24 protein-coding genes are annotated in these 24,259 nt (G+C 66.9%); 20 read left to right on the plus strand and 4 right to left on the minus strand.

The genetic code is table 11. The annotated features are described in order from the left end of the window. Positions 1 to 12: 12 nt before the first annotated feature. The 16 genes from uppS (at position 13) to glgA (ending at position 16,146) form a co-directional block, all read left to right on the plus strand. Positions 13 to 735, plus strand: coding sequence for a polyprenyl diphosphate synthase (gene uppS, locus ACG01O_RS04840; protein ID WP_394381882.1), 723 nt, complete (start codon positions 13 to 15; stop codon positions 733 to 735). A 20-nt stretch (positions 736 to 755) separates the two neighbouring features. Beyond that, complete coding sequence (locus ACG01O_RS04845; RefSeq protein WP_394381884.1) at positions 756 to 1,592, plus strand: phosphatidate cytidylyltransferase; 837 nt, start codon at positions 756 to 758, stop codon at positions 1,590 to 1,592. Positions 1,593 to 1,599: 7 nt separating this feature from the next. Next, the gene (gene ispC / locus ACG01O_RS04850) at positions 1,600 to 2,778 is read left to right on the plus strand and encodes a 1-deoxy-D-xylulose-5-phosphate reductoisomerase (RefSeq protein ID WP_394381886.1); all 1,179 of its coding nucleotides are present in this window, start codon (positions 1,600 to 1,602) and stop codon (positions 2,776 to 2,778) included. Next, positions 2,775 to 4,136: an RIP metalloprotease RseP gene (gene rseP / locus ACG01O_RS04855; protein ID WP_394381888.1), complete on the plus strand. Its 1,362-nt coding sequence runs from the start codon at positions 2,775 to 2,777 to the stop codon at positions 4,134 to 4,136. Before ispC ends, rseP begins: the two co-directional genes overlap by 4 nt. A 15-nt stretch (positions 4,137 to 4,151) precedes the next feature. Continuing rightward, positions 4,152 to 6,470, plus strand: coding sequence for an outer membrane protein assembly factor BamA (gene bamA / locus ACG01O_RS04860; protein WP_394381890.1), 2,319 nt, complete (start codon positions 4,152 to 4,154; stop codon positions 6,468 to 6,470). Then, positions 6,470 to 6,979 carry an OmpH/Skp family outer membrane protein gene (locus ACG01O_RS04865; RefSeq protein ID WP_394381892.1) on the plus strand — a complete coding sequence of 170 codons (510 nt, stop codon included), beginning with the start codon at positions 6,470 to 6,472 and terminating at the stop codon, positions 6,977 to 6,979. The genes bamA and ACG01O_RS04865 overlap by 1 nt, the downstream gene beginning before the upstream one ends. A gap of 12 nt (positions 6,980 to 6,991) precedes the next feature. Further along, positions 6,992 to 8,020 carry a UDP-3-O-(3-hydroxymyristoyl)glucosamine N-acyltransferase gene (gene lpxD / locus ACG01O_RS04870; protein ID WP_394381894.1) on the plus strand — a complete coding sequence of 343 codons (1,029 nt, stop codon included), beginning with the start codon at positions 6,992 to 6,994 and terminating at the stop codon, positions 8,018 to 8,020. Next, positions 8,017 to 8,478 carry a 3-hydroxyacyl-ACP dehydratase FabZ gene (gene fabZ, locus ACG01O_RS04875; RefSeq protein ID WP_394381896.1) on the plus strand — a complete coding sequence of 154 codons (462 nt, stop codon included), beginning with the start codon at positions 8,017 to 8,019 and terminating at the stop codon, positions 8,476 to 8,478. The genes lpxD and fabZ overlap by 4 nt, the downstream gene beginning before the upstream one ends. Positions 8,479 to 8,489: 11 nt before the next feature. Further along, complete coding sequence (gene lpxA / locus ACG01O_RS04880; RefSeq protein WP_394381898.1) at positions 8,490 to 9,278, plus strand: acyl-ACP--UDP-N-acetylglucosamine O-acyltransferase; 789 nt, start codon at positions 8,490 to 8,492, stop codon at positions 9,276 to 9,278. 4 nt (positions 9,279 to 9,282) lie between these two features. Next, a complete protein-coding gene (gene lpxB / locus ACG01O_RS04885; RefSeq protein WP_394381900.1) occupies positions 9,283 to 10,407 on the plus strand; it encodes a lipid-A-disaccharide synthase in 1,125 nt (374 codons plus the stop codon). Continuing rightward, the gene (gene rnhB, locus ACG01O_RS04890; RefSeq protein ID WP_394381901.1) at positions 10,379 to 10,996 is read left to right on the plus strand and encodes a ribonuclease HII; all 618 of its coding nucleotides are present in this window, start codon (positions 10,379 to 10,381) and stop codon (positions 10,994 to 10,996) included. The genes lpxB and rnhB overlap by 29 nt, the downstream gene beginning before the upstream one ends. After that, entirely contained in the window at positions 10,993 to 11,769 is a 777-nt protein-coding gene (locus ACG01O_RS04895) for a TrmH family RNA methyltransferase (RefSeq protein ID WP_394381903.1), read from the plus strand. Before rnhB ends, ACG01O_RS04895 begins: the two co-directional genes overlap by 4 nt. Before the next feature lie 67 nt (positions 11,770 to 11,836). Further along, positions 11,837 to 12,028 carry a hemin uptake protein HemP gene (gene hemP / locus ACG01O_RS04900; protein ID WP_394381904.1) on the plus strand — a complete coding sequence of 64 codons (192 nt, stop codon included), beginning with the start codon at positions 11,837 to 11,839 and terminating at the stop codon, positions 12,026 to 12,028. Positions 12,029 to 12,225: 197 nt separating this feature from the next. Beyond that, on the plus strand, positions 12,226 to 13,308 hold the full coding sequence (locus ACG01O_RS04905) for a DUF2325 domain-containing protein (RefSeq protein ID WP_394381906.1): 1,083 nt from the start codon (positions 12,226 to 12,228) through the stop codon (positions 13,306 to 13,308). 68 nt (positions 13,309 to 13,376) lie between these two features. Next, a complete protein-coding gene (glgC, locus tag ACG01O_RS04910) occupies positions 13,377 to 14,636 on the plus strand; it encodes a glucose-1-phosphate adenylyltransferase (protein WP_394381907.1) in 1,260 nt (419 codons plus the stop codon). A 49-nt stretch (positions 14,637 to 14,685) separates the two neighbouring features. Beyond that, complete coding sequence (gene glgA / locus ACG01O_RS04915; protein WP_394381909.1) at positions 14,686 to 16,146, plus strand: glycogen synthase GlgA; 1,461 nt, start codon at positions 14,686 to 14,688, stop codon at positions 16,144 to 16,146. Between the two features lie 22 nt (positions 16,147 to 16,168). On the opposite strand, the gene ACG01O_RS04920 is transcribed toward glgA, so the two are convergent. From ACG01O_RS04920 to ppsR, 4 genes are all read right to left on the minus strand, one after another. Then, the gene (locus tag ACG01O_RS04920; RefSeq protein WP_394381910.1) at positions 16,169 to 16,288 is read right to left on the minus strand and encodes a PEP-CTERM sorting domain-containing protein; all 120 of its coding nucleotides are present in this window, start codon (positions 16,286 to 16,288) and stop codon (positions 16,169 to 16,171) included. A gap of 3 nt (positions 16,289 to 16,291) precedes the next feature. After that, the gene (locus ACG01O_RS04925) at positions 16,292 to 16,711 is read right to left on the minus strand and encodes a hypothetical protein (RefSeq protein ID WP_394381912.1); all 420 of its coding nucleotides are present in this window, start codon (positions 16,709 to 16,711) and stop codon (positions 16,292 to 16,294) included. Positions 16,712 to 16,839: 128 nt separating this feature from the next. Further along, positions 16,840 to 17,724, minus strand: a complete 885-nt coding sequence (locus tag ACG01O_RS04930) for an EamA family transporter (protein WP_394381914.1) — start codon at positions 17,722 to 17,724, stop codon at positions 16,840 to 16,842. 1 nt (position 17,725) lies between these two features. Continuing rightward, complete coding sequence (ppsR, locus tag ACG01O_RS04935) at positions 17,726 to 18,547, minus strand: posphoenolpyruvate synthetase regulatory kinase/phosphorylase PpsR (RefSeq protein WP_394381916.1); 822 nt, start codon at positions 18,545 to 18,547, stop codon at positions 17,726 to 17,728. Positions 18,548 to 18,757: 210 nt separating this feature from the next. Here ppsR and ppsA point away from each other — a divergent pair, with 210 nt between their 5' ends. From ppsA to priB, 4 genes are all read left to right on the plus strand, one after another. After that, positions 18,758 to 21,157: a phosphoenolpyruvate synthase gene (gene ppsA / locus ACG01O_RS04940; RefSeq protein WP_394381918.1), complete on the plus strand. Its 2,400-nt coding sequence runs from the start codon at positions 18,758 to 18,760 to the stop codon at positions 21,155 to 21,157. A gap of 61 nt (positions 21,158 to 21,218) precedes the next feature. After that, complete coding sequence (locus tag ACG01O_RS04945) at positions 21,219 to 23,294, plus strand: sodium:solute symporter family protein (protein WP_394381920.1); 2,076 nt, start codon at positions 21,219 to 21,221, stop codon at positions 23,292 to 23,294. 234 nt (positions 23,295 to 23,528) lie between these two features. Next, positions 23,529 to 23,891: a 30S ribosomal protein S6 gene (gene rpsF, locus ACG01O_RS04950; protein ID WP_088481805.1), complete on the plus strand. Its 363-nt coding sequence runs from the start codon at positions 23,529 to 23,531 to the stop codon at positions 23,889 to 23,891. A gap of 63 nt (positions 23,892 to 23,954) precedes the next feature. Further along, positions 23,955 to 24,248: a primosomal replication protein N gene (gene priB, locus ACG01O_RS04955; protein ID WP_394381922.1), complete on the plus strand. Its 294-nt coding sequence runs from the start codon at positions 23,955 to 23,957 to the stop codon at positions 24,246 to 24,248. Positions 24,249 to 24,259 lie beyond the last annotated feature (11 nt).

The raw sequence follows: 24,259 nt of genomic DNA on the forward strand, positions 1-24,259 counted from the left end.
TCGGAACTCGCTGTGAGTTCCTCTGCATTGGCGCCACCGCGCCATGTGGCCATCGTGATGGATGGCAATGGTCGCTGGGCGAAGAAGCGCTTTTTGCCGCGCTTCTTCGGCCACAAGGCGGGTGTGGACGCGCTCGTCAAGGTCGTTCAGGCCTGCATCGACCGCGACATCGAGCACCTGACCGTGTTCGCGTTCTCCAGCGAAAACTGGAAGCGCCCGAGCGACGAAGTCTCTGGCTTGATGGGCCTTGTGCTCGCCGCCGTCAGCCGCTACCTGGCCAAGATGGGGGCCATGGGCGTGCGCATCCGCATCGTGGGCGACCGGGACGCGGTGTCCGACAAACTGCGAAATGCGTGGAACGAGGCGGAATCGACCACCGCCCACAACACCAAGCTGACGCTCAACGTGGCGTTCAACTACGGCGGTCGCTGGGACATCGTGCAGGCCTGCAAGAAGGCCCTGGCTGCTGGCGTGAAGCCCGAGGACATGAGCGAAGCCAAGCTGTCGGAGTTCATGGCCATGAGCTACGCGCCGGACCCGGATCTGTTCATCCGCACCGGCGGTGAGGTGCGCATCAGCAACTTCCTGCTCTGGCAGGTGGCATACACGGAATTCGTGTTCTCGGACTGCCTCTGGCCCGAGTTCGGCGAGCGGGAACTGGACGCCGCCATTGCTGCGTTCCATGAGCGCGACCGCCGGTTTGGGGGCGTCAAGGACGCCCCAGTCGCGGCCTGACCGCTTTTCCCCTCGCAGCCATGCTCAAGACTCGCGTCATCACCGCCATCGTGTTGTTGGCTCTTTTGTTGCCGGTCTTGTTCCAGACCTCGCCGTGGCCCTTTGCGTGGGTCACGGTGGTGTTGATGGGCGCGGCGGGCTGGGAGTGGGCCCGGCTCAATGGCTTGCCCGGCTCGGGGGCTGTTGCGGCTGGCGTGGCGCTGGCGCTGGTGTGCGTTTGGACGCTGCTGGTGGGCGAGCTGCACGCGCCGCCGCCGTGGGTGTGGTCGCTGGCCAGCTTGACCTGGGTGTTGGGTGGCGCGTACGCGCTGCGCGCCGGCCCCGCGGGATGGCCGCGTATTGCGCGTGAGGCACGTTTGGCGCTCGGTGCGCTGCTGCTGTGGGGCGCGTGGCTGGCGATCGTGCAGGCCAAGGTGCACGGCATCAACTTCCTGCTGTCGGTGTTCTGCCTCGTTTGGATGGCTGACATCGCAGCCTATTTCTGCGGCCGTGCGTTCGGCAAGCGCAAGCTGGCGCCCGCGATCAGTCCTGGCAAGAGCTGGGAAGGGGTGTGGGGCGGCCTGGTGGGCGTGCTGCTGTTGGGATTCACCTGGGTGCACGTGATCGACGTGCGGCTGGCGGTGGATTCGCCCAGCCTTTTCACGCTGCTCGTCCAGCGGCACGGCGTCGTGTCCTTGCTGGCGATTGTTTTCCTGGGCGCCATGAGTGTGGTGGGCGACCTGTTCGAAAGCTTGGTCAAGCGCGCCGTGGGCGCCAAGGACAGCAGCGGCTTGTTGCCCGGCCACGGGGGCGTGCTGGATCGCATCGATGCCCTGCTGCCGGTCTTTCCGCTGGCCCTGGCCCTGATCAGTGTCTGACTTCACCATGAATCGTCAACGCGTTTGCGTGCTCGGCTCCACGGGCTCCATCGGCGTCAATACGCTGGACGTCATCGAGCGCCACCCCGAGCGGTACGAAGTGGTCGCCCTCAGCGCCATGAGCCGGGTGGATGAACTGCTTGGCCAGTGCCTGAAGTGGACGCCGCGTTACGCGGTCATGCCCGTTCAGACCGCGGCGGCCGAGTTGCGTGCACGTCTGCGTGAGGCGGGAAGTCCGACCGAGGTGCTGGATGGGGCCGATGCGCTGGCCGCCGTGGCCGCGCACCCCGATGTGGACACGGTGATGGCGGCCATCGTCGGCGCTGCGGGCTTGGCGCCCGCAATCGCTGCGGCGCGCGCTGGCAAGCGACTGCTGCTCGCCAACAAGGAGGCCATCGTCGTCGGGGGCGCCTTGTTCATGCGTGCGGTGGAGGAGGGTGGCGCCACGCTGTTGCCCATCGACAGCGAACACTCCGCCATCTTCCAGTGCCTGCCGGAGGATCGCCGGGTCTGGGCGGAGCGCATCGACCACATCGTGTTGACGGCCTCCGGCGGGCCCTTCCGCAGTCGCGACCCCCAGACGCTGGCGGACGTGACCCCGGAGCAGGCGTGCGCCCATCCGAACTGGGTCATGGGCCGCAAGATTTCCGTCGACTCGGCGACGATGATGAACAAGGCGCTGGAGGTCATTGAAGCCCGCTGGCTGTTCAACCTCGCGCCCGAGCAAATCCGGGTGTTGATTCACCCGCAAAGCATCATCCACTCGATGGTGGTTTGCCGTGACCAGTCGGTGCTGGCCCAATTGGGTACGCCCGACATGCGGGTGCCGATTGCCTATGGCTTGTCCTTCCCCGAGCGCATCACTTCGGGCGCGAGCCGGCTGGACCTGCTGACCACGCCGAGCCTCAGCTTCGAGGAAGCGGATGCGGTTCGCTTTCCGGGCCTTCATCTCTCTTGGCAGGCCCTGCGGGCAGCGGAGGGCAGCACCACGGTGCTGAACGCAGCCAATGAAGTGGCCGTGGAGGAGTTCCTGAACCGACGCCTGCGGTTTGATCGCATCCACGCGGTCAACGCGCAGTGCCTGGAAGACGTTCAGCCGGGCGATTGCTCGAGCATCGAGGGCCTGTTGGCGCTGGATGCTCGGACCCGAGTCCACGCGCTGGAACTGGCCCGCCGACTGTCGTGACCACGCTGATCGCCTTCCTCGCAGCCCTGGCGCTGCTGATTGCCGTGCATGAATGGGGCCACTACCGCGTGGCGCGGGCTTGCGGCGTGCGCGTGCTGCGCTTCTCCATCGGCTTTGGACGGGTGCTGTGGCGTCGGGTGGGGCGAGACGGGACCGAGTTCACGTTGAGCGCGCTGCCGCTGGGCGGGTATGTGCGGATGCTCGACGAGCGAGACGGGCCGGTGCCGCCGCAGGAGCGCGGGCAAGCTTTCAACCAACGGCCGCTGCGGCAGCGGGCGGCCATCGTGGCGGCTGGCCCGGCGGCGAATTGGATTTTGGCGATCGTGTTGTTCGCGCTCGTGTCGATGCTGGGCACCGAAGCGCCCAAGGCCTTGCTCGGCACGCCGCCGGCGGGGTCGTTGGCGGACCGGGCTGGCTTGCATGCGGGCGATTGGGTGCGGGCTGTGTCCGACGACGGCCAGCAGTGGCAAGACATCGCCTCGCTGCCGGACCTGTTGGCCGCGGTCGTGCGAGCACAGAGCCTGGGCGAGGCGGTTCACCTGTCGGTCACGGATGCTCAAGGGCACGGCGCGCGCAGCGTTCGCTTGGCCACCGACCAGTTCGCAGGCCGCGTGCCGGATGCGCGGATGGCGCAGGACGTGGGGTTGTCTCCCTGGGCGCAGCCCCTGGTCCGTCAGGTGGCTGCCGGGGGCGCAGGTGCCGCGGCTGGGCTGCAGGCCGGCGATCGCGTCTTGCTGATTGATGGGCAAGTCGTTCCCGACGCCGGGTTCTTGCGCGACGCCATCCGGCGTGCCCATGACGGCGAGCAGCCACGCACCCTGACACTGCGCATCGAGCGTGCCGGCCAAGCGTTGGAGTTGAGTGCGCTGCCGCGGTTGGTCAACGAAGCGGGGCACCGCGTGGCCCGGTTGGAGATTGGTGTGGGCACGCCGCCGGAGCGCGTGTTCGTGAGCTATGGCTTGGGCGAGAGCCTGTGGCGTGGCGTCGAGCAAAGCTGGGACATGGCCACCACCACGGTGCGCTTGCTGGGCCGCATGCTGGTGGGTGAGGCGTCGGTGAAGAACCTCAGTGGGCCGCTGACCATTGCCGACTACGCAGGGCAATCGGCTCAGGCCGGGTTGGCGCCGTACCTCGACTTTCTGGCCAAGATCTCCATGAGCTTGGCCGTACTGAACCTGCTGCCGTTGCCGATGCTGGACGGAGGGCACCTCATGTATCATCTTTTTGAGGGCCTGACGGGACGTCCCGTCTCCGAGTGGTGGCAACAGCAACTGCAGCGTGCAGGCGCCTTGATCCTGCTGCTGATGATGGCCTTGGCCCTTTCCAACGACGTCGCCCGTTTCGCGGGCTGGCACTGACACTCCCCGGTTCCCATGTCCTTTTCATTCAGTTCGGGAGCGCCACGTCGCCCCTCACTCCTGGCTTTGGCTCTCGCGGGGATCTTCCAGTCGGGAGCGGCCTGGGCGGTGGATCCCTTCACGCTGAAAGACATCCGGGTGGAGGGCCTGCAGCGCACCGACCCCGGCACCGTGTTCGCCTCGTTGCCCTTCCGCATCGGCGACACCTACAACGACGAAAAGGGCGCGGCCGCTCTGCGTGCCCTCTTCGCGACCGGCTTGTTCAAGGACGTGCGCATCAGCATCGAGGGCAATGCCGTCGTGGTGGTGATCGATGAGCGCCCGATCATTGCCAACGTCAATTTCGTCGGCCTGAAGGAGTTCGACACCGAAGCCCTGACCAAATCCTTGAAGGACGTGGGCATTGGTGAAGGCAAGCCGTTCGACAAGGCCTTGGCCGATCGCGCCGAGCAGGAACTCAAGCGCCAATACCTCACCCGCAGCCTCTACGGCGCCGAGGTGACGACGACGATCACGCCGATCGAGCGCAATCGCGTCAACGTCAGCTTCAACGTGAGCGAAGGCGAGCCCGCGAAGATTGCGGAGATCCGCATTCTGGGCACCAAGGTGTTTTCCGAAAGCACGCTGCTCGGGCTGCTGGAGCAGACCACGAGCGGTTGGTTGACCTGGTACACCAAGACCGACCGGTATTCGCGCGCCAAGCTCAATGCCGACCTGGAAACCATCCGCAGCTACTACCTGAACCGCGGCTACCTCGAGTTCAACGTGACCTCCACCCAGGTCACCATCTCGCCGGACAAACAAAGCATCAGCATTGCCGTCACGGTCAGCGAAGGCCAGCCCTACACCGTCACCGGCATCAAGCTGGAAGGCGATTACCTGGGCCGCGAGGAAGACTTCAAGCACCTCGTCTACCTCAAGCCCGGTGAGGCCTACCAGGGCGAAGCCGTAGCCACGACGACGCGTGCGTTCAGTGACCTGTTCGGGACTTACGGCTACGCCTTTGCTCGCGTGGACAGCCGCCCGGAAATCAACCGGGAAACCGGTCAGGTGGTGGTCACGTTCGTGGCTGAGCCGCAGCGCCGTGTGTACGTGCGCAAGGTGATCCTGTCGGGCAACTCGCGCACCCGTGACGAAGTCATTCGCCGCGAATTCCGCCAGTTCGAAGCGGCGTGGTACGACGGCCAGAAGATCAAGGCTTCGCGTGACCGCGTCGAGCGATTGGGCTACTTCAAGGACAAGGAAGTCACCATCGACACCCAAGAGGTGCCGGGGGCGCAAGACCAGGTTGATGTGATCTTGACGGTGGTGGAACGTCCCACGGGTGCCATCACGGTGGGCGCGGGTTACTCGAGTCAGACCAAGCTGTCCTTCAACGGGTCCATCCGTCAGGAGAACGTGTTCGGTTCGGGCAACTACCTCGGCATCGACTTGGCCACGGCCCGCACGGGCCGTCAGTTGCAAGTGAGCACGGTCGATCCGTATTTCACGGTGGACGGCGTATCGCGCGCAGTGGACGTGTTCTATCGCACCACGCGCCCGATCAACACGCTGGGCGAGGAGTACCAGTACGTCACCAAAGGCGGTGCCATTCGCTTCGGCGTGCCGTTCTCGGAGGTGGACACGGTGTTCTTCGGTCTGGGCTACGAGCAGACCAACATCACCACCTCCAAGGGCCTGCCGAACAGCTACTTCCTGTTTGCCAATCAGTTCGGCCAACGCAGCAACTCGGTGCCGCTCACCATCGGTTGGCAGCGCGACAGCCGCGACAGCGTGATTTCGCCGATGAAGGGCCGCTACCAACGTGTCAACGTCGAAGCCAGTGCGGTGGGCGATGCGCAATACGCCCGCGTGAACCTGCAGTACCAGCAGTACTTCGAAATCACCAACAAGATCACCTTGGGCGTGAACAGCGAGCTCGGTTGGGGTGTGGGGCTGGGCGGCAAGCCGTACCCGATCTTCAAGAACTTCTACGGCGGCGGTCTCGGATCGGTGCGGGTGTTCGAGGCCGGCTCGCTGGGACCGGTGGACGTCACGGGCTCGTACAGCGGCGGCAACCGCCGCTTCAACACCAATGCCGAGCTCTACCTGCCGGTGCCGGGCAGCGGCAACGACAAGAGCTTCCGCATCTTCGGCTTCATGGACGCCGGCAACGTGTGGGGCAGCGACGCCAAAGAAAAGGTGAGCTTCGACACCATCCGTGTGTCGGCCGGCTTGGGCCTGTCTTGGATCTCGCCCATGGGCCCGCTGCGCCTGAGCTATGGCAAACCTATCCGCAAGCAGCGCACGGATAGAATCGAAAAATTCCAATTCCAGATCGGGACTGCATTCTGATGATGAGCAAGCTCTTGCAATCGGTGGCTCTGGCCGCGTCGATGGTGGTGGCCACTGCGGCTGTGCAAGCCCAGGAACTCAAGATTGGCTACGTGAACAGCGAGCGCGTGCTCCGCGAAGCCAACCTGGCCAAGACGGCGCAAGCCAAGCTGGAAGCCGAATTCGGCAAGCGTGAGAAGGAACTGCGCGACCTGGAAACCAAGCTGCGCGGCGCCGCCGAGAAGCTGGAAAAGGATGCGCCGACGCTGTCGGAAAACGAACGCAACCGCCGCCAGCGTGATGTGGTGGAGCAGGAGCGTGACCTGCAGCGCAAGCGCCGCGAATGGCAGGAAGACCTGACCCAGCGCAAGAACGAGGAACTGTCGGCCGTGGTCGAAAAGGCCAACCGTGTCATCAAGCAGATCTTCGATGCTGAAAAGTACGACTTGATCCTGCAAGACGCCATCCACTTCAGCGCCCGCGTGGACATCACCAAGAAGGTGATTGATGCGCTGAACGCGCAGAAGTAAGCCGCGCGCGCCATGGGCTCGACGACCGTCGCGCTCGCTGAACTGATCGCCGCCTTGGGCGGCGATTTGCTTGGTGGGTCGGACATCGCCATCTCCCGCATTGCGCCGTTGGACGAGGCGGATGCGGCCAGCATCAGTTTCCTGGCCAATTCGCGATACCAGTCTCAACTGGCGAAGACTGCCGCGGCTTGCGTCATCGTCGGGCCCGCCCAGGCGGAAGCCGCGGCGGCTCGCGGCGCGGCCATCGTCACGCCCGACCCCTATCTGTATTTCGCCAAGCTCACCCAGTGGTGGGCGGCGCGCACCCGTCCTGCGGTTCATGCGGGCGTGCACCCGTCGGCCGTGGTGTCGCCTGAGGCGCGTTTGGGGGCCGAGGTGTCCATCGGGCCATTGGCGGTGATCGAAGCTGGCGCCGTGATTGGCGACCGCGCCCGCATCGGCGCGCACTGCGTGGTGGAGCGGGATGCCGAGGTGGGCGCGGACACGCGCCTCGCCCCGCGCGTGGTGCTGGGCTACGGCTGCCGTATCGGCGCGCGAGGCCTGGTGCACAGCGGTGCGGTCATCGGGGCGGACGGGTTTGGCCTCGCGCCAAGCAAGCAGGGCTACGTGAAGATCGAGCAGTTGGGCAATGTGCGCATCGGTGACGACGTCGAGATTGGCGCCAACACCTGCATCGACCGCGGCGCGTTGGCCGACACGGTCATCGAAGACGGCGTGAAGCTGGACAACCTGATCCAGATCGCGCACAACGTGCACATTGGCAAGAACACGGCGATGGCCGGATGTGCCGCCGTGGCGGGCTCCACACGCATCGGTGCGAACTGCACGATCGGCGGTGCCGCCAACATCATCGGGCACCTGACCTTGGTGGACGGCGTGCACATTTCGGCCGCCACCACCGTCACCCGCAGCATCCATGAGCCGGGCGTGTACAGCGGCCCGCATCCCTTTGAAGACAACGCCAGCTGGCAGAAGAACGCCGCCACGCTGCGCCAGTTGCATACCCTGAGAGAGCGTGTGCGCGCGCTGGAGAAGAAATGACGACCGAGACGATCACGATGGACATCCACGAAATCCTGAAGCGCCTGCCGCACCGCTATCCCATCCTGTTGGTGGATCGTGTGGTGGAGCTGGTCAAGGGTGAGCGCATCCGTGCCATCAAAAACGTCTCGATCAATGAGCCGTTCTTCCTCGGGCACTTCCCGCACCGTCCCGTCATGCCTGGCGTGCTGATCCTGGAAGCCATGGCCCAGGCCGCCACGTTACTGGCCCTGCGCAGCATGGACATGGTGCTGGACGAGCACTCGGTGGTGTACTTCGCCGGCATCGACGGCGCACGATTCAAGCGCCCGGTTGAGCCGGGCGACCAACTGGTGCTGGAAGTGACGCTGGGCCGCGCCAAGGCCGGCATCTACAAGTTCTCGGCCAAGGCTTTGGTGGGCGATCAGGTGGCGGCCGAAGCCGAACTGATGTGCACCATGCGCCGCATCGAGGCCTGAGGACCGACGCGATGGCCATCCACCCCACTGCCATCGTCGACCCAGCGGCGGAGCTGGACAGTTCGGTCGAGGTCGGCGCGTACACGCTGATTGGGCCGCACGTGAAGATCGGTGCGGGCACCAAGGTCGGCCCGCATTGCGTGATCGAAGGCCACACCACCATCGGGCGCGACAACACCTTCTTCCAGTTCAGCTCGATTGGCGCGGCCAACCAGGACAAGAAGTACGCCGGCGAGCCGACCACGCTGGTGATCGGCGATCGCAACACCGTGCGCGAGTTCTGCACGCTGAACATCGGCACCGTGCAAGACCGCGGCGAAACCACGGTGGGGCACGACAACTGGATCATGGCCTACTGCCACCTGGCCCACGATGTGGTGCTGGGCAATGAATGCGTGCTGGCCAACGGGGCGACGCTGGCGGGCCATGTGCAGGTGGGCGACCACGTCACCATCGGTGGGCTGACCGGCATCCTGCAACGCATGCGTATCGGCGACCACGCCATGATCGGCTTCCAGGCCCACGTGGCGCAGGACGTGCCGCCCTTCATGACGGTGGACGGCAACCCGCTGACCGCGCGTGCGGTGAATGTGGTGGGGCTCAAGCGCCGTGATTTCAGTGCCGAGCGCATCGGCGTGATCCGCCAGATGCACAAGCTGATCTATCGCAGCGGCCACACGCTGGACGAGGCCAAGGCGGCCATCGAAGCGCTGCGCGGCACCGACGCCGGTGCCGCCGATGGCGACATCGACACCATGCTGCGATTCCTCGCGGCCTCCACCCGCGGCATTGTTCGCTGACCCCATGCAACACGCTCCGCGCCTCGGCATGGTGGCTGGCGAGGCCAGCGGTGATTTGCTGGCCGGCTTGCTGCTGCAAGGGCTGCGGGCCCGCTGGCCGGGCTTGCAGTCGCAGGGCATTGGTGGCCCCAAGATGATCGCGCAAGGCTTTGAGACCTGGTGGCCTCACAGCAAGTTGTCCATCTTCGGCTACGTGGATGCGCTGCTGAACATCCGCGAGTTGCTGGCCATCCGCAAGCAACTGGGCAACCGCCTCATCGCCAACAAGCCCGAAGTGTTCATCGGCGTGGATGCGCCGGACTTCAACTTCGGCCTGGAAACGCGCCTGCGCGAGGCGGGCATCAAGACGGTTCATTTCGTCTGCCCGTCCATCTGGGCGTGGCGCCCCGAGCGCGTGCAGAAGATCAAGGCGGCGGCCGATCACGTGCTGTGCCTGTTCCCGTTCGAGCCGGAGATCCTGCACCAGGCGGGCATTGGCGCGACGTATGTGGGCCATCCGCTCGCGGATGCGATCCCGATGGACGTGCCGCGTGCGGCCGCGCGTGCCAGCTTGAATCTGGCCGAGGGCGACACCGTCATCGCGTTGCTGCCTGGCAGCCGCAAGAGCGAGATCCGCTACATCGCGCCCGCGCTGATCGGTGCAGCCAAGCGCATGGCGAAGCCGGGTCGGCGCTTCATCATGCCGGTGGTGCCGGGGCTGCGCGGCTGGATCGAGCCCTTGCTGAACGGGGCAGACATCCAACTCATCGACGGCCAGTCCCACGCCGCCCTGGCCGCTTGCGACCTGACCTTGGTGGCCAGCGGCACAGCCACGCTGGAAGCGGCGCTTTTCAAGCGACCCATGGTGATTGCCTACCGGATGAACTGGCTGAACTGGTGGCGCATGAAGGACAAGGGCCTGCTGCCCTGGGTGGGTCTGCCCAACATCCTGGCGCGCGAGTTCCTGGTGCCTGAACTGCTGCAGCATGCCTGCACGCCCGAGAACCTGGCGCGTGAAGCCGAAGCGCTGCTGGCCGATGCGCCGCGGCAGGCGGGCCTGCACGCCCGCTTTGTTGACCTCCACCAGCTGCTGCGGCAAGACACCGCACGGCGCGCCAGCGATGCGATCGCGACGCTCATCGGCGCCTGAACAGGGCTCGCTCGACTGGACGCCGCCCGGCCTTGTGGCCGGCGTGGACGAGGCCGGCCGCGGCCCCTTGGCCGGCCCGGTGTTCGCGGCCGCCGTGATCCTGGACGACCTGCAGCCCATTGCCGGCTTGGCCGATTCCAAGGCCCTGACCGCTGCGCGCCGGGCACGGCTGTACGACGAGATCCGTGCCAAGGCGCTGTGCTTTTGCATTGCGCAGGCCAGCACCGAAGAAATCGACCAGATCAACATCCTGCAAGCCACGATGCTGGCCATGCAGCGCGCGGTACAAGGCCTGCGCCTGAAGCCAGCGTTCGTGCAGGTGGACGGCAACCGCTTGCCCGTGCTGCCCATGCCGGCGGAAGCCATCGTCAAAGGCGACGCCAAGGTGCAGGCCATCTCGGCGGCCAGCATCCTGGCCAAGGTGGCCCGAGATCTTTTCTGCGAGCACATGCACCAGACCCATCCAGAGTACGGATTCGCCACGCACAAGGGTTACGGCACGCCGGAGCACCTGGCTGCCCTGCGCGCCCATGGCCCCAGCCCGTGGCACCGGCGCAGCTTCGGCCCGGTGCGGGAGAGCGTGCGATGAACGCGCCGGTGCAGCCCGTCACCTCCAAAGACAACCCCGCCCTGGTGCGCCTGCGCAAGCTGGCGGCCGACCCCGGCGCCTACCGCAAGCTGGGCCGGGTGTGGGTGGAGGGCGACCACCTGTTGCGCGCCGCGCGCCAGCGCGGTTGGCGCCTGGACCTGGTGGTGGCCACCGAGGCCGCGATGCAAGACCCCGCGTTGGCCGCGCTGGTGGCTGCCGCCGAACGTGCGTTGGTGGTGCCCGCGGCCTTGTTCAAGGGCATCAGCGGCCTCGAGTCGCCGGCCCAGATCGGCGCTGAGCTGCTGCTGCCCGAAATGCCCGCGCTGGACGTGACCGCGGCCAGCGTGGTGCTGGACCGACTGCAGGACGCCGGCAACGTCGGCGCCATCCTCCGCAGCGCCGCAGCCTTCGGGGTGCGCCAGGTGCTGGCCTTGAAAGGCACTGCCGGCTTGTGGTCGCCCAAAGTGCTGCGGGCAGGGCAGGGCGCGCATTTCGGGCTGCGGTTGATTGAAGGCCTGGCCGTGGCCGATCTGCAATCGCTCCAGACCCCGCTGGTGGCCACCAGTTCGCACACCGAGCATCAGGTGCACCGGGTGGCCTTGCCCCGACCTTGCGCGTGGGTGATGGGGCATGAAGGGCAGGGCGTGTCGGCAGAGTTGATGTCGCGCTGCGCCTTGACGGTGGGCATTCCCCAGCCGGGTGGCGAGGAGTCGCTCAACGTCGCCGCAGCAGCGGCCATCTGCTTGTACGAAAGCCACCGCCAGCAGGCTTGAGCCGCCATCCCGCCCACGCGGCGGCGGATTGCTTGCAAATGAGAATCGTTCTCATTAAAGTGTCGGCATGATTGACGACGCCCACCCCATGGCCGAACCCGCGCGCCTCCCGTTGCCTCAGCCCGGCGGCGTGAAGGCGCCTCGCGTGCTCGACAGCGCTTCGGTGCTCGGGCCACGTGGTGAGGTGTGGATCCGTCATGGCGAGCAGCTGTACCGGCTGCGGGTCACGTCACTGGGCAAGCTGATCCTGACGAAGTAGCCGCCCTCAGCGGCTTCTGCCGCCCCATCATCCCCCTCGCGCCAGCCAGCCACCGCCCGCCAGCGCTCCCTGTGTTCAGGAGAGTCTGCATGGCCCAAGCTTGTTGCTCCAACGCGCCGCCCGCAACGCCCACGCCCGGGTCGCGGCGGCGGCGCTTGTGGGATCTCGGAACCCACACCCATTGCCCGGTGATCGGCGTGTGTCTGCCCCTGGAACGGGGTCGCGCCCTGGCCCGCCGCCACCTGACGCCCCCCGCGGCCGATGACTACAGCCTGCATTGCACGCTTGTCTCGATGGCCGGGCGCCGCAACGCGGTGTCCGAGGCGGTCCACAAGGACTTGGAGCAGCAGCACGCACTGCTCGTCCGGCAGGCCGCCTCCGCCAAGACCACTGACGCCTTGGCCGTGTGGTGGGCCTCGCAAGCCGAGGGCTGTGACCTCGCCGGCGCCTTGTGGGCCACGCTCACGCACCCGCGGTGTGACGAGCCGCTGGAGTTGCGGGTGCTGGCCCAGGTGCACATGCTTCAACACCAGGTGGGGGCCGCACAGCGCCAGTCGGCCCGCCGCTATCTTGACCTCGCCGGCGAGCACCAGACACTGCTGCGCGCCTACGCCGAAGTGCAGCAGCGCATGACGGCCTGGACGCAAGCCCGTGCGGCCGAGCAGCAGCAGTGGGAGCGCGAGCGCATCCAGCTGCGCGGCGAGGTGCTGCGCCTGCGCACCGAACTGGCCCTGCGGCGGGAGGCACTGCCGGCCGTGGGGGCTGCGGTGGCCGCAGCGTCGACGCGCGCCACGGAACGGATACCGCCTTCTGCCGCGTCGGCCCGGTGCGCCTCACGCCCTCGCCCGGCAGACGACGCCCCCGTCGCGCGATCTGCGCCAGCGACACCCCCGCAGGTCGTGTCGTGTGGGCCACGGCATCTGGCGGGCAGCAACGCCGCCCAGCCGCTGGCGCCCCGGCCTCGCGTGGTGCTTTGCGTGGGCGGGCGCAGCGGCAGCGTGCCCCACTACCGGCAGGCGGTGGAAGGGCGGGGCGTGGCCTTCTTGCACCACGACGGCGGCGAAGAACACAAGCCGGCGCAACTGGAGCCGCAACTGGCTGCGGCGGATCTGGTGATATGCCAGACCGGCTGCATCAGCCACGATGCGTATTGGCGCGTGAAGGACCACTGCAAGCGGCACCACAAACGCTGCGTGTTTGTCGAGACACCCAGCCGCAGCGCCTTCGAACGTGTGTGGGCGGAAATCACGCTGAGCGAAGGCAGCGGGCCCGTTGAGTGAGGGCAAGCCCGCTGCGGGGCTGCAAACTTGGGGCGCACACTGCATCGAGATTTCGTTGGAGACCCCGCATGGCCACCGTCGCTTCGCCCCATCAACTTGCGCGCCGCGCCATCGCCCTGGTGCTGGCGGGGGGGCGGGGCTCCCGCCTCAAGCAACTCACCGACGCGCGCGCCAAGCCGGCCGTGTACTTTGGCGGCAAGTTCCGCATCGTCGACTTCGCGCTGTCCAACTGCGTGAACAGCGGCATCCGTCGCATCGGCGTGGTGACGCAGTACAAAAGCCATTCACTCCTGCGCCACATCCAGCGCGGCTGGAGCTTTTTGCGCGCCGAGCTGAATGAAACCGTGGACCTGATGCCCGCCCAGCAACGGGTGAACGAGGAGCACTGGTACCGCGGCACGGCCGATGCGGTCTATCAAAACCTCGACATCATCCAAAGCACCGGGGCGGAGTACATCGTGGTGCTGGCAGGCGACCACATCTACAAGATGGACTACTCCAGCATGCTGGTGGACCACGTCGCCAGCGGCGCCGGGTGCACGGTGGGCTGCATTGAGGTGCCCAAAGCCGAGGCCAGCGCCTTTGGCGTGATGGCGGTGGACGATGCGCGCCACATCACCGCCTTCCAGGAAAAGCCCGCCGACCCGCCCTGCATGCCCGGCCGCACCGATGCCTGCCTGGCCAGCATGGGCATCTACATCTTCAACGCCGACTACCTCTACCGTTTGCTCGACGAAGACCTCGCCGACCCCAACTCCAGCCACGACTTCGGCAAAGACGTGATCCCCAAGACCGTGGCCGAGGGTCGGGCGGTGGCCCACCCGTTCGCGATGAGCTGCATCCACAACCCCAATGGCGCGGCGCCGTACTGGCGCGATGTGGGCACGCTCGACGCGTTCTGGGCGGCCAACCTGGACCTGGCGTCCATCAGCCCCGAGCTCGACATCTACGACACCGACTGGCCGATCTGGACCTACCAACGCCAACTGCCGCCGGCCAAGTTCATCCCCGACCACAACGGCATGCACGGCATGACGGTGAACACCATCGTCAGTGCGGGGTGCATCGTGTCGGGCTCGCACGTGGTGCAGTCGGTGCTCTTCAACAACGTGCGCATCCGCTCGTTCTGCAACATCCACCAATGCGTGTTGCTGCCCGGCGTGGAAGTGGGCCGCCATTGCCGGTTGACCAAGGTCATCGTGGACCGTGGCTGCGAGATTCCGGACGGCCTCGTGGTGGGGGAAGACGCGGCACTGGATGCCGCCCGCTTCGAGCGCACCGAGAACGGGGTGGTGCTCATCACCAAACCCATGCTGGCCCGCCTGTGATCGGCGCCGAAGCTGCGGTGCCTGGCGCGGATTGGATGGGGAGCGTGTGATGCGCGTGCTGCAGGTCAGCGCCGAGTTGTTCCCGTGGCTCAAGACCGGCGGGTTGGCCGATGTGGCCGGGGCCTTGCCCGCGGCGTTGGCGCGCGTGGGCGTGGAAGTGCGGGTGCTGGTGCCGGGCTTCCCGGCGCTGCGAGACGCCTTCCAGCCGGCCCAGGCCGTGGCTCCCGTGGCCTTGCCGTGGAGTGAGGGGCGGGCGGCGCTGCTGCGCGGCACCTTGCCGGGCCTGGACGCACCGGCATACCTGCTGGACGCGCCGGGCTTGTTCGACCGCCCGGGCAATCCGTATGCCGACACAGCCGGCGTGGCCTACGCCGACAACCACCGGCGTTTTGCATTGCTGGGCCTCGCGGCCGCGCGGCTGGCGGAGGGCGTGGACGCGACCTGGCAGCCTGCCGTGGTGCATGCGCATGACTGGCACGCTGGGCTGGCCTGTGCCCACGTGTCCGCCAGCCGTGCCCGCAAGCGCACCGCGTGCCGCACGGTGTTCACCGTCCACAACCTGGCCTACCAGGGGTTGTTCCCGGCGACGCACTTCGCGGAACTGGGCCTGCCCGCCGCGCACTTCGCCATGGAGGGCCTGGAGTTCTACGGGCAGGTCGGGTTCATGAAGGCCGGGCTGCACTTTGCCGATGCCCTCACCACTGTCAGCCCCACCTACGCGGTCGAGATCCAGACCCCCGAACAAGGCTGTGGGCTGGACGGCCTGTTGCGCCGCCGGGCCGATGTGCTGCACGGCATCTTGAACGGCGTGGACTACGCGCTGTGGTGCCCCGAGGCCGATGCGAGCTTGGCGCAGCCCTACAGCGCCGATGCGCCCCAGGGCAAGGCAGTGTGCAAGGCGGCCTTGCAGCGAGAGTGCGGGTTGGCGGCGAATTCCCAGGCGCCGTTGTATGGCGTGGTCAGCCGCCTCACGGAGCAAAAGGGGCTGCCGCTGGTGCTGCAGATCCTGCCGGACCTGCTGGCCGCGGGCGGGCAACTGGTGGTGTTGGGCAGTGGCGACGCGCGGCTGGAGGCGGAATTCGCGGCGGCGGCTGCGCAGCACCCGGGCCAGGTGGCCCGGCGCACCGGCATGGATGAAGCGCTGGCCCACCGCATCTACGCAGCCAGCGATGTGGTGCTGGTGCCCAGCCGCTTCGAGCCCTGCGGCCTGACGCAGCTCTATGGTCTCAGCTACGGGGCCTTGCCGCTGGTGCACAGCGTGGGCGGGTTGGCCGACACGGTCGTGGACTGCACGCTGGAAGACCTCGCGGCGGGCACCGCCACCGGGTTTGCGTTCCGTGAGTTTGAGGCCCATGCCGCGCGGCGTGCGCTGCGGCGGTCGCTGGCCTTGTGGAGCCGGCCGGCCGAGTGGGCGCAGGTTCGGCAAACCGCCATGCGCCAGCGCTGGGGCTGGGACACGGCGGCCACCCGCTACCGGGCGGTGTACGAACACGCAGTCTGCGGCGTGTGAGCCGCAGGCCAGGCGCCGGCGGTCAGCTGCGGCTGCGGTTGCGACGGCCGACCCAGCCCAGCAGGCCCAGCGAGCCGCCCACCAGCGCCAGCGAACCCGGCTCCGGCACGGCCTGGGCCACCATGGAGCCAGAAGCGATCATGCGCTAGGGCGCGCAGTTGAGGCACTCGAAGCTGCCGTCGCGGGCGCTGTTGCCGGCCGGCGTGCGAATCGCCACTGCGCCACCGGCGTTGGTGAGGTCGCCGACCAGATCAAAGGTCAGGTAGCGGCTGTTGTTCAGCAGGTTGATGAAGAAGTGGTGCGCCGAATTCAGCGCGCTGTAGGTACTTGACGTGCTGGTGTCGTAGGTTTGGCCGGCAAACATGCCGTTGGTCGTCTGGATGCTCCAGGCGGAGTACGACAGCGTGTCGGCATCGAAGGTGAAGCTGCCGGTGGCGCTGGCGCCGTCGGTGAACTTCACGTTGTCGAGTTGCCAGACGACGGGCGTGGCATGGGCTGCCGCCGCGGCCAGACCGAGCGCTGCGGCAGCCGATGCGCGGCGCAGCGAAGTGGAAATGCTTTTCATGTGGAACTCCCTGTTCACGCGTTGGACGCCGCTAGAACGCCGCAACGCAATACAGGAGTGATGGCCGCGCCAGGGGGTGGGGAATGTCCACTTTCCCTTGGGTTAGGGATTCGTGAGTGGCGGTGTGGTCAGACCGCCAGGGCAATGACCCCGAGAGCAATCAAGCCTGCACCGGCCAACCGCCATCCGCGCTCGGACTCGCCGAGCAACTGCCCGCCCAGCAACGCTGCAAACAGCATGGACACCTCGCGGGCCGGCGCCACGCGCGACAGCGGCGCTTCGCGCACCGCCAGCAGCACCAGGATGTAGGCGGCAGGCCCCAGCACTGCCACGGCCAGAATGCCCCGCCATGACTGGCGAACCTCGGGCCAAAAGCTGTGCCGCTGGCGCAGGCTGATGGGCAGTTGCATCACCGCGCGCAACACGTTGCCGAACCAATCGAGCAACAGGGGCGACACCGCCAGCGCTTTCACCGCATAGCCGTCGATCACGGTGTAGCCGGAGATCAAGGCGCCCGTTGCGGCGCCCCAATAGATGCCGTGGCGGCGCCGACGTTCAGCCACGGCGTCGCGCGGCAGGCCGCGCCCGAGCAGCTTCGGGCCCAGCGTGATGAGCAGGATGCCGCCCACCACGCCGGCCAAACCCAGCGCGCCGTGCAGGCCCAGGCGCTCGTCCAGCAACAGCACCGCGCCCAAGGCGGACAGCAGCGGCCCGCTGCCCCGCGCCACGGGGTACACCACGGTCAGGTCGCTGGCCCGGTAGCCGGCCACCAGGCAATTGAAGTACAGCAGGTGCACCACGGCGCTGGCGGTGACGAGCACCCATACCGTGGGTGTCCAGTGCGGCATGTCCTGGACGCCCACCCACAGGGCCGCCGGCAGCCACACCAGCACCACGCCCAACGCGCAGGTCAGTACGAAATGGGGGCCACCACCCCAGCGCTTGGCCGCGAGGTTCCAGAGGGCGTGGAGCAGGGCGGCAGCAAGGACCAGCGCGAGGGCCGACGCCGGCATCTCAGTAGATGAGCCGGTCGGGCCGGATGTCGCGCAGGATGGTGGTGGCGATTTCTTCGATGCTCTTGTGTGTGGACGACAGCCACGAGATGCCCTCGCGCTTCATCATGGCCTCGGCCTCGTTCACTTCGTAGCGGCAGTTCAAGACATCGGCGTATTTGCTGCCGGGGCGGCGCTCGTTGCGGATGGAGGCCAGGCGCTCCGGGTCGATGGTCAGGCCGAAGCACTTGCGCTTGTGCGGCAACAGCGGCGCCGGCAACTTGCGGCGCTCGAAGTCTTCGGGGATCAGTGGGTAGTTGGCAGCCTTGATGCCGTGCTGCATGGCCAGGTACAGCGACGTCGGCGTTTTGCCGCAGCGGCTCACGCCCACCAGGATGACGTCGGCCGTGTCCAGGTTTTTGGACGACTGCCCGTCGTCGTGCGCCAGCGAGAAATTGATGGCCTCGATCCGGTCGTGGTACTCCTGGCTTTGCGCCACGTTGGAGAAGCGCCCGACGCGGTGGTTGCTCTTGATGCTGAACTCGTCTTCCAGCGGCTCGATGAAGGTGCCGAACATGTCCATCACCCGGCCCTGGCAGTGCTCGCGCACAACTTTCAGCACCTCGCGGTCCACCAGCGTGGCAAACACGATGGGCCGGCGGCCTTCGCGCAGCCCCACCTCGTTGATCTCCTGCACCACCGCGTGCGCCTTCTCTGCGCTGTCGATGAACGGCCGGCGCACGTGCCGCGGCTTGATCTCGAACTGGGCCAGGATGGAGTTACCGAAGGTTTCGGCGGTGATGCCGGTGCCGTCCGAGACGAAATACACGGTTCTGTCGGTCATGGCAAGCGCGTCACAGGAACGCGGGGGTGGGGGAAGTCCCCATCATAGAAGCGCGCCCCTCTAGAATCAGCCGCAATTGCTTTGCCCAGCCATGCGCACCTCCTCCACCCGACTCCAACAACGCCCAAGCGGTGGGATCACGGCCGGTTACGTGCCGTGTCGGGGTGCAGCGGACACAGCCCAGAGTTTTCAACCTCCCGGAGTTTTCCCATGTCTGCTGCACGCTTTGAGGCGACCGCCCTGGTCGTTCCGTTTGAGAACCTGAGGATGACCGACGTCGAGGCCGTTGGCGGTAAGAACGCCAGCCTTGGCGAGATGATTTCCCAGCTCTCGGATGCCGGCGTCCGCGTGCCTGGTGGTTTCGCGACCACGGCATTCGCGTTCCGACAGTTTCTGAAGCACGAAGGTCTGGACGCCCGCATTGCGGCGCGCCTGTCCACGTTGAACACCGACGACGTGCGTGCGCTGGCCGACGCCGGTGCCGAGATCCGTGGCTGGATCGAAAACCAGCCCTTCCCGGCCGACCTGGAAGCCGGTGTGCGCGCGTCGTACGCGCAGCTCACGGCCGACAACCCGGACGCCACCTTCGCCGTGCGCTCGTCCGCCACGGCTGAAGACCTGCCCGACGCCTCGTTCGCCGGCCAGCAGGAAACCTTCCTGAACGTGCATGGCATCGACGAGGTGCTGCACAAGATGCGCGAGGTGTTCGCCTCGCTCTACAACGACCGCGCCATCAGCTACCGCGTGCACAAGGGCTTCGCCCACGGCGACGTGGCCCTGTCCGCCGGCGTGCAGCGCATGGTGCGCAGCGACCTGGGCTCGGCCGGTGTGATGTTCACCATCGACACCGAGAGCGGCTTCCCTGACGCGGTCTTCATCACCTCCAGCTACGGCCTGGGCGAAACAGTGGTGCAGGGCGCTGTGAATCCGGACGAGTTCTACGTCCACAAGCCGGCACTCAAGGCCGGCAAGCTGGCCATCATCCGCCGCAACCTGGGCTCCAAGCTGATTCGCATGGAGTTCTCGACGCCCGAGGAGAAGGCCGCCACCAAGAAGCTGGTGAAGACCGTGGACACCGCGCCTGAGGCCCGCAACCGCTACTCGCTGAACGACACGGAAGTCACCGAGCTGGCCAAGTACGCGCTGATCATCGAGCAGCACTACGGCCGCGCGATGGACATCGAGTGGGGCCGCGATGGTGTGGACGGCAAGATCTACATCCTGCAGGCCCGCCCCGAGACCGTGAAGAGCCAGGCCGCCGGTCAGGTCGAGCACCACTACAAGCTCAAGGCCCACAGTGCTGTGCTGGCCGAGGGCCGCGCCATCGGCCAGAAGATCGGCACAGGCCCGGTGCGCCTGGTCGACAGCGTCGCCGAGATGGAGCGCGTGCAACCGGGCGACGTGCTCGTCACCGACATGACCGACCCGAACTGGGAGCCGGTGATGAAGCGCGCCAGCGCCATCGTCACCAACCGCGGCGGCCGCACCTGCCACGCGGCCATCATTGCGCGTGAACTGGGCATCCCGGCCGTGGTCGGCTGTGGCGACGCGACGGACAAGCTCAAGGACGGCCAGCTCGTCACCGTGGCCTGCTCGGAAGGCGACACCGGCTACATCTATGACGGCCTGCTGGAAACCGAGGTCAGCGAGGTGCACCGCGGCGAGCTGCCGTACTGTCCCATCAAGATCATGATGAACGTTGGCAACCCGCAGCTGGCCTTCAACTTCGCGCAAATGCCCTCGGGCGGCGTGGGGCTGGCCCGCCTGGAATTCATCATCAACAACAACATCGGCGTCCACCCCAAGGCCATCCTGGACTATCCGAACATCGACGCCGACCTGAAGAAGGCGGTGGAGTCGGTGGCCCGCGGCCACGCCTCGCCGCGCGCCTTCTACGTGGACAAGCTGGCCGAAGGCATCGCCACGATTGCCGCCGCCTTTTTCCCGCGCCCGGTCATCGTGCGGCTGTCGGACTTCAAGTCCAACGAGTACCGCAAGCTCATCGGCGGCACCCGCTACGAGCCGGATGAAGAGAACCCGATGCTGGGCTTCCGCGGGGCCAGCCGCTACATCAGCGGCGAGTTCCAGGACGCGTTCGCGATGGAATGCGAGGCGCTCAAGCGCGTGCGCAAGGACATGGGCCTGACCAACGTCGAAATCATGGTGCCCTTCGTGCGCACGGTGAAGCAGGCGGCTCGCGTGGTCGACATGCTGGCCGAGAAGGGCCTGAAGCGGGGCGTGGACGGCCTGCGCCTGATCATGATGTGCGAGGTGCCCAGCAACGCCATCCTGGCCGAGCAGTTCCTGGAGCATTTCGACGGCATGTCCATCGGCTCCAACGACCTGACGCAGCTCACGCTGGGCCTGGACCGGGACTCCGGCCTGGAGCAGCTGGCCGGCGACTTCGACGAGCGCGACCCGGCCGTGAAGGCCATGATCTCGCGGGCCATCCGCGCTTGCCGTGCCACGGGCAAGTACATCGGCATCTGCGGTCAGGGCCCCAGCGACCACCCCGACTTCGCCGAATGGCTGGCCGAGGAGGGCATCGTGTCCATCTCGCTGAACCCCGACACGGTCATCGACACCTGGCAGCGCCTGGCCGCCAAGTAAGCCTTCGCGCCTGAACGCCGGCCCGGGTTCTCCGTAAGGGGAACTCGGGCTTTTTGTTGTCATGATCCCGTTCGTGCCGGTTCGCTCGCTTCATCGTCGTTACGCGCTCTTCATCCTCAGCTTCATGGCCCTGGTGGTTGGGCTGGGGGTGGCCGAGCAGCACGGCATGCCCAAGGCCTGGATCGGCTACAGCTTCCTGATCGCGACCGTGGCCGTGTATGCCGTGATTGGCATCCTGTGCCGCACCACCGACCCGGCCGAGTACTTCGTGGCGGGCCGGCGCGTGCCGGCGGTCTACAACGGCATGGCCGCGGGGGCGGACTGGATGAGCGCCGCCAGCTTCATTGGCCTGACCGGCACGCTGTACGCCACGGGCTACGCCGGCCTGGCCTACGTGCTCGGTTGGACGGGTGGTTTCTGCCTTGTGGCCCTGTGCATCGCGCCGTACTTGCGGCGGTTCGGCCAATACACGCTGGCAGACTTTCTCGCCGAACGGTTCGAGAGTCGCACCTTGCGCTGGGTGGGAGCCAGTGCAGCCATCCTGGTGTCCTTCGTCTACCTGGTGGCGCAGATTTACGGCGTCGGCTTGATCACCACGCGGCTCACCGGCTTGGGCTTCGAGGTGGGCGTGTTTGTGGGCCTGGGCGGCGTGCTGGTGTGCTCGTTCCTGGGCGGCATGCGCGCCGTCACGTGGACGCAGGTGGCGCAGTACCTGATCATGATCCTGGCCTACCTGGTGCCCGTCATCTGGCTGAGCGTGAAGCAGACTGGCTGGCCGGTGCCGCAGCTGGTGTACGGGCAGCAGCTGCACCAGTTGGCGCAGCGCGAGGCGCAACTGACGGTGGACCCGGGCGAGTTGCAGGTGCGGGCTCTGCATCAGCAGCGTGCCGATGCGGCGACGCGGCGGCTTGCGGATGTGCCGACCGCACTGGCGCAGGAGCAGGCTGCTGCCGCCGCGCGCGTGTCGGAGCTCAAGGCCGCGAACGCGCCGCTGGCCCAGATTCAAGCGGCCGAGAAGGCCCGTGCTGCGCTGCCGCGGACCCAGGTCGAGGCCGAAGCGCGCTGGCGGCGCGAGCAGCAGGCGGAGGCCCAATGGGCGCGTCCGTTGTCGGGCCTGGCGCCGCACACCCAACCGTTTGCGTCGGATGTGCCGGGCGCCGATGCCGCCGGGGTCGGTTCGGCGGAGCAGGACGGTCGGCGCAACTTCATGGCGCTGGTGTTTTGCTTGATGGTGGGCACGGCGGCCTTGCCTCATCTGCTGACGCGTTACTACACGACTCCCACGGCTGCGACAGCGCGGGAGTCGGTGGCGTGGTCCCTCGTGTTCATCTGCTTGCTGTACCTCACGGCGCCGGCGCTGGCGGTCATGGTGAAGACGGAGGTGTTCAACGGCTTGGTGGGCAGCAGCTTTGACCAACTGCCCGCCTGGATTCGGCAGTGGCAGCGGGTGGACCCCTCGCTGCTGTCGGCCGTCGATTTGAACGGCGACGGCATCCTCCAGCTGGCGGAACTGCGCTTGCACCCCGACCTGGTGATGCTGGTGGTGCCGGAGCTGGGGGGCTTGCCGTTTGTGGTGTCGGGCATGGTGGCAGCGGGCGGCCTGGCGGCCGCGCTGTCCACGGCAGACGGCTTGCTGCTGGCCATCTCCAGCGCGTTGTCGCACGACCTCTACTACAAGGCGGTGAACCCGGACGCCTCGCGCACGCGGCGGGTGACACTGTCCAAGGCCTTGTTGCTGGCGGCTGCCCTGGCTGCGGCGGCAATTGCGTCGAGCCGGCCGGCCGACATCCTGGCGGTGGTGACGGCAGCGTTTTCGATTGCCGGCTCGACCTTCTTCCCCGCGCTGGTGGCGGGCGTGTTCTGGCGCCGGGCCAACCGCGCGGGCGCCCTGGCCGGCATGCTGACCGGGTTGGGTGTCTGCCTGGTGTACCTGTGCATGGCCCACCCGGGCTTGCGCGCCTTGGTGGGGCTGCCGGGGCCGGTGACCGGCTGGTGGGGCATCCAGCCGGCGGCGGCCGGGCTGTTCGGCGTGCCAGCTGGCGCGGTCGCATTGGTGCTGGTCAGCCTGGTCACGGCGCCGCCAAGCTCCAGGCAACGGGATTTCATCGACGCCTTGCGCCGCCCGGAGTGGCGGTGACGCGGGGCGCTGATGTGGGGCGCTGATGTGGGGCGCTGATGTGGGGCGCTGATGTGGGGCGCTGATGTGGGGCGCTGACCGTACCAGGCGTTCGCGATTTGGCGGTTTGAGCCAGAGCGGCTAGAATGCTGGGTTCCCCCTTGCCGTACCCACGAGTAGACGCCGTGGCACGGCTTCCACAGACCGGGCAGTTCATTCCGACAAAGCCCGGGCTGGAATCCACAAGGAGTACACATGCGTCACTACGAAATCGTTCTGCTGATCCATCCGGATCAAAGCGAACAAGTTCCGGCCATGCTGGAGCGTTACAAGGGCCTGATCACCGCCGGCGGCGGTGTGGTGCACCGCGTTGAGGACTGGGGCCGTCGCCAGATGGCTTACCTGATCCAAAAGCTGGCCAAGGCCCACTACCTGTGCCTGAACATCGAATGCAGCAAGGAAGTCCTGGCTGAGCTCGAGACCGGCTTCCGCTTCAACGACGCCGTGCTGCGCCACCTGACCGTAGTGCAAGACAAGGCCATCACGACCCCCTCGGTCATGATGAAGGCCGTTGAGCGCGAAGAAGCCCGCAAGGCGCCGCAACAAGAAGCGGCCTGAGCGCAGGCTCATCGCTGAAGAGCCCAGTTTTTCAAGCAACGTGATTCAAGGCGTCAGGACCGCGTGAACCAGCTTCACCTCCAGGCGCAGATCCAGCAACTCGGTCAAATCCGCTACACCCCTGCCGGGCTGATGGCCCTGGATGCCAGCCTCAAGGCTGACTCCGAAGTCATCGAAGCCGGCAAGCCACGCAAGGTCTCTCTAGAGATCAAGGCCGTGGCGATGGGGGAGGTGGCCCGCCAGTTGCAGGCGTTGGGAGTCGGTGGCAGCGGTTTGTTCCGCGGTTTCCTGACCCACCAACGCAACGGCCGCGGGTTCATTGCCCACGTCACCGTGATCGAACCGCTCGCTGCCTGAGACTCGGCACC

It is taken from the genome of Pelomonas baiyunensis (assembly GCF_043555935.1).
Taxonomy (GTDB): domain Bacteria; phylum Pseudomonadota; class Gammaproteobacteria; order Burkholderiales; family Burkholderiaceae_C; genus Pelomonas; species Pelomonas baiyunensis.